3 protein-coding genes are annotated in these 1,875 nt (G+C 63.3%); 1 reads left to right on the top strand and 2 read right to left on the bottom strand.

The annotated features are described in order from the left end of the window. A partial coding sequence (locus tag AC1DT2_RS22230; RefSeq protein WP_477298785.1) for a class II aldolase/adducin family protein occupies positions 1 to 359 on the bottom strand: 359 nt, incomplete at its 3' end. 155 nt (positions 360 to 514) lie between these two features. Between AC1DT2_RS22230 and AC1DT2_RS22225 the strand changes: the two genes are divergently transcribed. Beyond that, positions 515 to 847, top strand: a complete 333-nt coding sequence (locus AC1DT2_RS22225; RefSeq protein WP_213947294.1) for a high-potential iron-sulfur protein — start codon at positions 515 to 517, stop codon at positions 845 to 847. Positions 848 to 1,209: 362 nt separating this feature from the next. Here the strand turns inward: AC1DT2_RS22225 and AC1DT2_RS22220 are convergent. Further along, positions 1,210 to 1,875 (bottom strand): amino acid permease (locus AC1DT2_RS22220; protein ID WP_477298784.1); only part of this gene is annotated, 666 nt, incomplete at its 5' end.

Raw genomic sequence — 1,875 nt, 5'->3', positions numbered from 1 at the left:
TCCGCGGCAAAGAGTCGCGAGGCGACGCTCTGCGTGCGCGAATGGGTGTGAAGCACCGCGTTAGCTTCAGGAAAACGCCGATAGATCTGCGTATGGAGCCCGGTTTCGGCCGAAGGGCGGTTGTCCGAGCCGACGGCCTTGCCTTCCATGTCCACCACCATGATGTCGTCGCGGCCGAGGCGTCCCTTGTCGCGTCCCGAGATGGTGATCGCGGCCAGCTCGTCGTCGATGCGCATCGAGAAGTTGCTGCTCGTCGCGGGCGTCCAGCCAAAAGCCGCCAACTCGCGTGCGGCGTCGGCGATGGCATCGGCGCGCTCGGCCAGCAGGGCGGGATCGACGTGGGAAAGGGTCTTCGGCATGGGGATTTGGACGTCCAAACAGGGGGCGAATATACCACGGGCCGGAAACCGGTCCCCGCGCTAATGGGAACCACTCCTTTTTCCGTGAACGGGTACGATTTCGGTCAGCACCGGCCCAGATGCAGGCCGGATCACCATCGACGGAGGTTTTACCCATGTCGGAACACGATACGAATAATGAGGGGCGCCGGCGTTTCCTCAAGGTCGCTGCCGGCGGCGTTGCCGTAGCCACCGTGCTCGGCACCCTGCCGCGCCTGGCCCGGGCCCAGGACCTGCCTCACCTTTCGCCCTCCGACCCCACGGCGGCCGCCCTGAAATACACCGAGGACGGCAGCAAAGCCCAGGGCAAGAAGACCGCCAGCGACGCCTGCATGAACTGCAACTTCTACCAGGGCAAGGCCGCTGCCGCTTGGGGCCCGTGCCAGCTCTTCCCGGGCAAGGCCGTTGCCAGCAAGGGCTGGTGCATTTCCCACGCTGTCATGATCTGAGGCTGGGAGGGCTCGCCCTCGGCCTCGCGTTTTGCCGCGAGCCGCCCCCGCAGACGCGAAAAGAGCCAAAAAAAACCAGCCCGCAGGCTGGCTTTTTTGTTCGAAATATTCATGTGAGACACAAAATGCAGCTCAGGCGCGCCAGGCCGAGGAGCTGACTCGCCTGACGCGCTGAGCGGCAATCCGGGGCCCACTGCCAAGTGATTTACCCACGGAACCGGGATCATACTCCCCTCCGGGGGCGACCGGCCAATGGCAGTTAAATGACACTCGACTTTTTGCGCATTATTTCGCAAAAACAATCGCTTAACGAAAAAACCTCGCCTATTTAGCGAGGTTTTAACGAGCCGTTTGGAGGGGTATTACGCCTGCTGTCGAAGGCGGCTGTGGCGATAGCCGTAGGCCGCGTAAAGGGCCATGCCGACCACCGTCCAGACGCCCATCAGTGCCCAGTTGTACCAGTTCATGAAGCAGAGCAGGCCGATGCAGCTGACGATGCCCGCGATGCACGTGAACCACACCCAGGGCACGCGGAAGGTGCGCGGCAATTCCGGCGCGGTGAAGCGCAGGATCAACACGCCGCCGCACACTGCGCAGAACGCGACGAGGGTACCCATCGATACGAGATCGCCGAGGATGTTGAGCGGGAACACCGCGGCGAGGATCGCGATGCCGACGCCGGTGATCACCGTATTCAGATGCGGCGTGCGGTACTTCGGGTGGATCGTCGTGAAGACCTTCGGCAGCAGACCATCGCGTCCCATGATCATGAAAATGCGCGGCTGCGCGATGATCATGACGAGTACGACGGACGACAGACCAATCAGCGCGCCGACCTCGACCACGCCACGCAGCCAACCGAGTTCCGGATGGCTGCGGATCGCCGTGACGACGGGCTCGTCGGTGCCGAGCTGCGCGAACGGCACCAGCCCCGTCAGCACGGCAGCCATGGCGATGTAGAGCACGGTGCAGATGGCGAGGGAGGCGAGCGTGCCGATAGGCATGTCGCGTTGTGGGTTCTTCGATTC

The sequence above is a fragment of the Luteibacter sp. P4_E6 genome (assembly GCF_056401535.1).
This window is presented reverse-complemented; position numbering and strand designations above follow the sequence as displayed.

Excerpts from the sequence above, each read along its gene's own strand:
- AC1DT2_RS22225 (WP_213947294.1), top strand. The coding sequence starts at position 515 with ATGTCGGAACACGATACGAATAATGAGGGGCGCCGGCGTTTCCTCAAG.